This is a genomic window from Verrucomicrobiota bacterium (genome assembly GCA_016200005.1).
Taxonomy (GTDB): domain Bacteria; phylum Verrucomicrobiota; class Verrucomicrobiia; order Limisphaerales; family PALSA-1396; genus PALSA-1396.
In genome coordinates, this window is sequence record JACQFP010000035.1 from 42,504 (window position 1) to 49,129 (window position 6,626).

Genomic DNA, 6,626 nt, shown 5'->3' on the forward strand with positions numbered 1-6,626 from the left:
GAAACGGGCAATCTGAATCGCGCGCTTCAGCAAACGGCGCTCGCATTGGGGACCCCGCCAGGAAAAGAGGCGTTGGTAGTCGTGATTCCAATCATCAACTCCAGCGGCGTCATCTGAATTGCGGATGTTGTTCCAGCCTGTTCCGCGTTGCGGGTGACAACGGGGATTGTCGATACACCGGCTGTCGCAACGGCTCCGCGCTGGTGGACTTGCAGGCGCGCTTGAGCCAACGGCAATCCAACGGCTCAGCAATCAAATCGAGCGTGTTGGCAGCAATGGTGGTTTCCTCTTTTTCGCCCGTGGCGTGGCCGACGCCGACAAAGAATCCCGCCAGCAACAGCGTCACCCGGAGCATCGTGCTGCGTGAATACGTCGGCAGCGCGCAGGGCCGCGCCGGATCGAGCAGGCGAAAAAGGTTGGTGAACAGCGGCAGCGTCCACATCGCCGGATTCTTTGCCGGTGAATAGGCGTCGAACATGATGACGTGTGGAGCGCGTTGGAGTCCAAGCTTCAGCTTGTTCGGCTCTGACACGCTAAAGCGTGAACTCCAACTTCGGAGCAGCGTCGGGAAATGAGCCAGGTGCAATTCCCACTCCACGGTTTGTGCGCCGTTGACAAACGACACACGCTGATGAGGAATCAAGTGCTGCGCGCAGTTATGATAGTCGTCGAAATAACCGAGTGCGTCGGTATGTGCGAGCGCAAAGCAAAGCGGCTCAATCGTCTCGTCAAAACTGACCAGCCGGATGAGCGACGGGATTTCCTTCGTGGCGCGCAACACCGTGAGCGCATTGGCAGCCGCGCCCAGTCCCACGTCCCAGATTACGAATTCACCGGTATGCCCTCGCAAGCGTTCCACGAGCCGCAGTTGTCTGACATAAAGCGCCTCGGCCTCAGCGACCGGGCCGATGACCGGATGGAACGTCTGGCGATGCGCCAACGAATGAACGCTGTGCACGCCATTGGCGAGCCTGACGATTTTGTAGCCACCTGCTTCCACGGTGGCAGGATAACAGCGATGAAAAAAGCTCCAAGCACCAACCTCCAAGTTCCAGTGAAGCAGCAATTTTCACCCTCCAGTCCCATGCCGTACGACCACTGCTTGAGATTTGGAGTTTGAAGTTTCTCTGGTGCTTGGTGCTTGGAGTTTGGAGCTTCTAAAGCTGCCCCATGCTCTTGTCCAGCGCGGCGAACAACTGATTCATCGTTGCCTCTGTCTCGTCGCCCATGTTCGAAATGCGAAAGGTCGTGCCTTTGATTTTTCCGTAGCCGCCATCAATGAGGAAACCTTGGTCTTTCGTGAGCTTCTGCAACTTCACCACGTCCACCGTGCGTCCGCCGGGCTTTGCGCCGTTGTTGACGCAGGTTAGCGTGATGGATTCAAAGCCCGCCTCGGGAAACAGATTGAAGCCGTGCTTCGCCGCCCAGTCGCGCGTCATCTGGTTCGTTTTGCGATGGCGGGCGTAACGATTCTCCAAACCTTCGGCAAAGAATTCGTCCAGCTTCGAGCTGAGCGCATAAGTGTGCGAAATGCTCGGCGTGCTCGGCGTCATGTTCTGCTCGGCGTTCTTCTGAAACTCGACGAAGTCAAAATAGTAACCGCGATCCTTCGCGGTTGCCGCCTTCGCGAGCGCGGCAGGCGAACAGACAAACGCCGCGAACCCCGGTGGCATGGCAAAAGCCTTTTGCGTGCCGGCGAGTAAAACGTCGATGCCCAGTTCGTCGAACTTGATCGGCAACGCGGTCATCGAGCTAACCGAGTCCACGATGAACATCACGTCGGGATACTTTTTCTTGAGCGCGGCGATTTCCGCCAGCGGACTCATCGTGCCGGTGGACGTTTCATTGTGGATGAGCGTGAGCGCATCGAATTGGCCGGTCGCGAGTTTTTTATCCACGGCGTCGGCGCGGATGGGCGAACCCCACGGCACTTGCAACGCCTCGGCGTCCTTGCCGCAACGTTTCGACACATCAAACCATTTATCCGAAAACGCGCCGCACATGCAGTTGAGGACTTTTTTCGTGACGAGATTGCGAATCGCGCCCTCCATCACGCCCCAGGCGCTGGAGGTGGAGAGGTAGACGAGTTGTTTGGTGGCGAGCAACTGCTGCAACTGCGGTTGAATCTTCGCGTACAGGTCTTTGAAGCCTTGGCCGCGATGGCCGATCATCGGCGAACAAAACGCCTTGAAGGTTTTCTCGCTCACCTCGACCGGTCCCGGAATGTGTAATTTAACGTGTCCCATAAGGCCGCGGATTTTTCCTGACCCAGCGCACAAAGGCAAGAACGCGATTACTTGCCTTTCGCTCTGCTCTGGCGGCTTGACGAGCGAGCCATTTCAAGGCAAGAAGCGAGTATGAACGTGGAAAACATTCGCAAGCGGCTGCATGAAGACCGCAGGCCGGTTTGTCATCCGGCTCTCCGACGGCCGGAAATTTCCAATTCCGCATCAGGATTTCATCGCGCTTGGCAAACACGTCGTGTTCGTAATTGATCACGACGGCTATGGGGTAAGCATTGACCCGCTGCACATCGTCTCGCTAGACGACGCGCGAATGAAGAAGAACGGCAAACGCTAGTCTGCCCTCACCGACCCGTTCACCAACCTTCCCGTCGAGACGAGTCCTTACGCGAAACTCCTCACCGCCCCGCAGCAAATCTTTCGGCTGATTTCAAATTGAGCCATGGAAACTGAAGTTTGCGTCTGCCGCGCCGTGAGTTTATGGTTCCGCCATGAGCATAACCGGCGTCGTTGAGAAAGGATTGATCAAGTTGCCCAAGGATGTGCCGTGGGCTACGGGGACCGTGGTGCGTATTGAACCGGTGGAAGATCAGACTGCCACGCTTTGGGAGGCGCTCAAGGATTTTGATGGCATGGCCGAGGACCTCCCCGCCGATCTCTCCACGAATCTGGACCATTACGTTCACGGTCATCCGCGCAAATGAGCCTCGTCCTGGCTGATGCGTTTTATTTCGTTGCGCGGCTCAATCGGTCCCATCAACATCATGAACGTGTCGTAGCCTTTTCGCGCGAATGTCGCTCCCGCATCCTCACCACCGACTGGGTCTTGATGGAAGTCGCCGATGCTCTGGCCCGATCCGAATGTCGTTCCAGGATTCGAGATTTTATTCTGCACCTGCGCCAGGCTCCCGGCTGCGAAGTGATTCCAGCGTCGCGCGAATTGCTCGACCGGGCGGTGAAGTTGTATGACCAGCACACAGACAAGGAATGGACCCTGACCGATTGCGTGTCATTTGTGGTCATGCGCGAACGCGGAGTGACCCACGCGCTCACGGAGGATCATCATTTCGAGCAGGCAGGCTTCACAGTGCTCTTCAAGTGAGAATGATCCGGCTTTTGAAATTGTTGCTGACTTCGGCACGATCAAATTACTCATTGTGAATCCGCCGGCGCAAATATATTTCACTGGCTCATTCGCACGTAACCATTCGCCCGAAACCACTCGACCGCATCAGCGAGCGCCTGCGTCGGCGGCGTCTGCGGCAGGCCGAGTTCGCGGATGGCTTTGGCGGGATTGAAAAACATTTTGTACTTGGCCATGCGTACGCCGGCCAACGGCGCTTTCGGCGGTTTGCCGGTGAACCGGGAAATGGTTTCGTCAACGTGCGCGGCGATCAACGCGATGGAGTAGGGGATTTGGAAGCGCGGCGCGGCGATGCCCGTGATCTTCTGCAAAACGGCAAACACTTCCTTCATCGTCCAGTTGCCGTCGGCGTGGCCGAGAATGTAGCGCTCGCCGATGCGGCCTTTCTCAGCAGCAAGGATGTGCCCGGTGGCAACGTCGCGGACATGCACCCAGTTCAAACCCGTGTCGAGATACGCGGGCATCTTCCGATTTAGAAAATCGACGATGACTTGCCCCGTCGGAGTTGGCTTCACATCACGCGGGCCGACGGGCGCAGTGGGATTCACGATGATCACCGGCGCGCCTTTGGCCGCGAGCTCGCGCGCCACTTGTTCCGCCTGCCATTTGGAAAGTTTGTAGTGATTGCTCATCTGCGCTTCTGAAACAGGCGCAGTTTCGTCGGTGGGAACAATCTTTCCTTCGATTTCTTTAGGCAAACCGATGCAGCCGACGGTGCTGGTATAAACGATGCGCGAACAACCGGCGTTCGTCGCCGCTTCGAGTGCGTTGCGAGTTCCCTCGACGTTGGCGGCATACATCGGCGCGTAATCGCGCAGCCAGAGATGGTAACTGGCGGCAACGTGAAAACACCAATCACAGCCCTGACAAGCAAGCTTCAGTTTGTCGGAATCGCTCACGTCGCCTTCGACACGTTCGAACTCCGCGCCTTGCAATCCGCGCAGATCACTTTGTGGTCGCAATAGCGCCTTCACCTGGTGTCCGCGCGCTACGAGTTCGTGGACGAGGTTCGCGCCGATGAAACCCGATGCGCCAGTGACGAAACAGTTCATACCTTCCGATTGTCCTTCTTCACCGGAGCAGTTCAAATAAATTCCCACCTTGTAGCCACCGACGTGAGGAGAACTCCACGGTTTGTTGCCGGGCTTCGTGCTCGCGTCTCTGCGGAGCGCGGAGAGCCTTGTCCGCAAGTTCGCGAAACTGTGAACGAAACACGCTGACAAGGCTGTCCACGCTCCGGCGACGTGGATTGGCTGTTGAACACTGAAGCTCGAAATCCGAAATTAAACAAAGCCTCCTTAGCTTGGGTGCTACAATTGGAGTGAACCTGCCGCTCGAGCGCACTTGACTTCAACAGAGCGCAACGATATACCGCGCCCGTTATATGCAGCAAAAAAGCAGTAGCAGGAAAAAGGTGGCCACGCAAAAGCAGCGGGATTTGGACATCGAAATCAATTTTTTGGAGGGGATCGTCAAGCGCGACCCGCAATACGTCGAAGCCTTGCAGGTCCTAGGCGACGATTACACGCGGCGCGGAAAATATGTCGCCGGTCTCAAGGTAGATGAACGCCTGGCCGAACTCCGGCCGGATGATTCGCTCGTGTACTACAACCTGGCGTGCAGTTATTCGCTCACCGACCAATTTCAGCAGGCGGTGGCGGCGCTGGAAAAAGCGCTGGGTCTTGGTTACCGCGATTTCAAGTGGCTTTCCAAAGACCCCGACCTCGAAAAGTTGCGCGAGCATCCGCTTTACGAACGCATTCAAGCCAAAGTCCGTCGCCTGCGATCCAAGTCCGTTTGAAATTCTTCGTTTGTTTTTGCGAACGCCGCGTTTAGTTTCATTTCATGAACGTTACCGTCTGTGGTCGAACGCGCCATCATCGCACCGTCGCCTTCGACAGCCAGCGCAACGCGGTTTTGTTGATCGAGCAGCGTTTGCTTCCGCACAAATTTCAAGTCGTCGCTACGCGGGATTATCGTGAGACAGCGCGGGCAATCAAGGAAATGGTCGTGCGCGGGGCGGGCGCGATTGGTGCCACGGCGGCTTACGGTCTGGCCCAGGGTGCGCGAGCGTTCCGCGGAAAACATCTGAGCCAGTTTTCCCAACACCTTGCCACCGTCTATCAAACCCTCAAAGCCGCGCGGCCGACCGCCATCGATCCCGTCAACGCGATGAACGAAGTGCGCCTGGGGATGCGCGCGGGCAAAACCGTTGAAGAACGACAGGTGCTGGCGTTAGCCGCGGCGGAGGAGTTCGCGCATCAGGACGTCGCGCATTGCGCAGCGATTGGCCGGCACGGGGCAAAACTGATTCGCAACGGCATGCGACTGCTGACGCATTGCAACGCCGGCTGGCTGGCATTTGTCGATATTGGCTCGGCCACCGCGCCAATGTATGCCGCGCAGGCGCAGGGAAAGAGGTTTCATGTCTTTTGCGACGAAACACGACCGCGTTCCCAAGGCGCCACGTTGACCGCGTGGGAACTGGCGCAACAGAATATTTCCCACCAGATTATCGCTGACAGCGCGGCGGGTCATCTCATGCAGCGTGGTGAGATCGATCTTGTCATCGTTGGTAGCGACCGCACGTTGGGACGAACGGGCGAAGTAGCCAACAAAATCGGGACTTACACCAAGGCGGTCTTGGCCAGGCGTCACGGGATTCCCTTTTATGTGGCGATTCCCCTTTCGACCATCGATTGGAATTTAAAATCCGGGTTCGACATCCCCATTGAACAACGCGACGAAAGCGAAGTGCTCGGCGCGTGGGGCGTGGTGACAAATCCGAAATCTGAAATTCGAAATCCGAAATCGGGCAGGCGCGCCTACGTGCGCGTGGCCAATCCTGGCAGCCGCGCGTTCAACGCCGGTTTCGATGTCACGCCTGCTGAGCTCATCACCGGCATCATCACACCGGCAGGGATCTTCAAACCGGCAGACCTTTGGCAAAGACGGCGCGCCTTAGGCGCCGGCGGATGAGCTGTGCGTGAGTTGAAACTTGGACTTGCACCGTCGATGGAGTTAATTAAGCTCTGCGTGTGAATGGCGGGGTAGCCAAGTGGTAAGGCACGGCTCTGCAAAAGCTGTATTCGTCGGTTCGATTCCGACCCTCGCCTCCAGCCCTTTTGCTGGGATTTTGGAGGAAAAACGGTCGAGTTTCAGTGGATTCTTCAGTGAGTGACGAACTCCGTCACCATTCGAGTGAAACTGAAGTAACTCGCCGACAACTCGCTAACGCG

The 6,626-nt window shown here is 57.1% G+C and carries 8 protein-coding genes and 1 tRNA gene; 6 read left to right on the forward strand and 3 right to left on the reverse strand.

Annotation, left to right across the window (positions count from 1 at the left end; genetic code table 11):
• Positions 1-109: 109 nt before the first annotated feature.
• Positions 110-1,000 (reverse strand): hypothetical protein, encoded by an 891-nt coding sequence (locus HY298_13190; protein ID MBI3851210.1) that lies wholly within the window; start codon positions 998-1,000, stop codon positions 110-112.
• Between the two features lie 157 nt (positions 1,001-1,157).
• Positions 1,158-2,246: an alanine--glyoxylate aminotransferase family protein gene (locus tag HY298_13195; protein MBI3851211.1), complete on the reverse strand. Its 1,089-nt coding sequence runs from the start codon at positions 2,244-2,246 to the stop codon at positions 1,158-1,160.
• 142 nt (positions 2,247-2,388) lie between these two features.
• On the opposite strand from HY298_13195, the gene HY298_13200 reads away from it, so the two are divergent.
• The 3 genes from HY298_13200 (at position 2,389) to HY298_13210 (ending at position 3,345) form a co-directional block, all read left to right on the forward strand.
• Positions 2,389-2,580 carry a hypothetical protein gene (locus tag HY298_13200; GenBank protein MBI3851212.1) on the forward strand — a complete coding sequence of 64 codons (192 nt, stop codon included), beginning with the start codon at positions 2,389-2,391 and terminating at the stop codon, positions 2,578-2,580.
• A 154-nt stretch (positions 2,581-2,734) separates the two neighbouring features.
• Positions 2,735-2,947 carry a hypothetical protein gene (locus HY298_13205; protein MBI3851213.1) on the forward strand — a complete coding sequence of 71 codons (213 nt, stop codon included), beginning with the start codon at positions 2,735-2,737 and terminating at the stop codon, positions 2,945-2,947.
• The gene (locus tag HY298_13210) at positions 2,944-3,345 is read left to right on the forward strand and encodes a type II toxin-antitoxin system VapC family toxin (GenBank protein ID MBI3851214.1); all 402 of its coding nucleotides are present in this window, start codon (positions 2,944-2,946) and stop codon (positions 3,343-3,345) included. Before HY298_13205 ends, HY298_13210 begins: the two co-directional genes overlap by 4 nt.
• 80 nt (positions 3,346-3,425) lie before the next feature.
• Here the strand turns inward: HY298_13210 and HY298_13215 are convergent, their stop codons facing one another.
• Positions 3,426-4,439: an NAD-dependent epimerase/dehydratase family protein gene (locus tag HY298_13215; GenBank protein MBI3851215.1), complete on the reverse strand. Its 1,014-nt coding sequence runs from the start codon at positions 4,437-4,439 to the stop codon at positions 3,426-3,428.
• A gap of 332 nt (positions 4,440-4,771) precedes the next feature.
• On the opposite strand from HY298_13215, the gene HY298_13220 reads away from it, so the two are divergent.
• The 3 genes from HY298_13220 (at position 4,772) to HY298_13230 (ending at position 6,506) form a co-directional block, all read left to right on the forward strand.
• The gene (locus HY298_13220; GenBank protein MBI3851216.1) at positions 4,772-5,188 is read left to right on the forward strand and encodes a tetratricopeptide repeat protein; all 417 of its coding nucleotides are present in this window, start codon (positions 4,772-4,774) and stop codon (positions 5,186-5,188) included.
• A 44-nt stretch (positions 5,189-5,232) separates the two neighbouring features.
• On the forward strand, positions 5,233-6,366 hold the full coding sequence (gene mtnA, locus HY298_13225; GenBank protein MBI3851217.1) for an S-methyl-5-thioribose-1-phosphate isomerase: 1,134 nt from the start codon (positions 5,233-5,235) through the stop codon (positions 6,364-6,366).
• Between the two features lie 65 nt (positions 6,367-6,431).
• A tRNA-Cys gene (locus HY298_13230) sits at positions 6,432-6,506 on the forward strand.
• Positions 6,507-6,626: the final 120 nt, after the last annotated feature.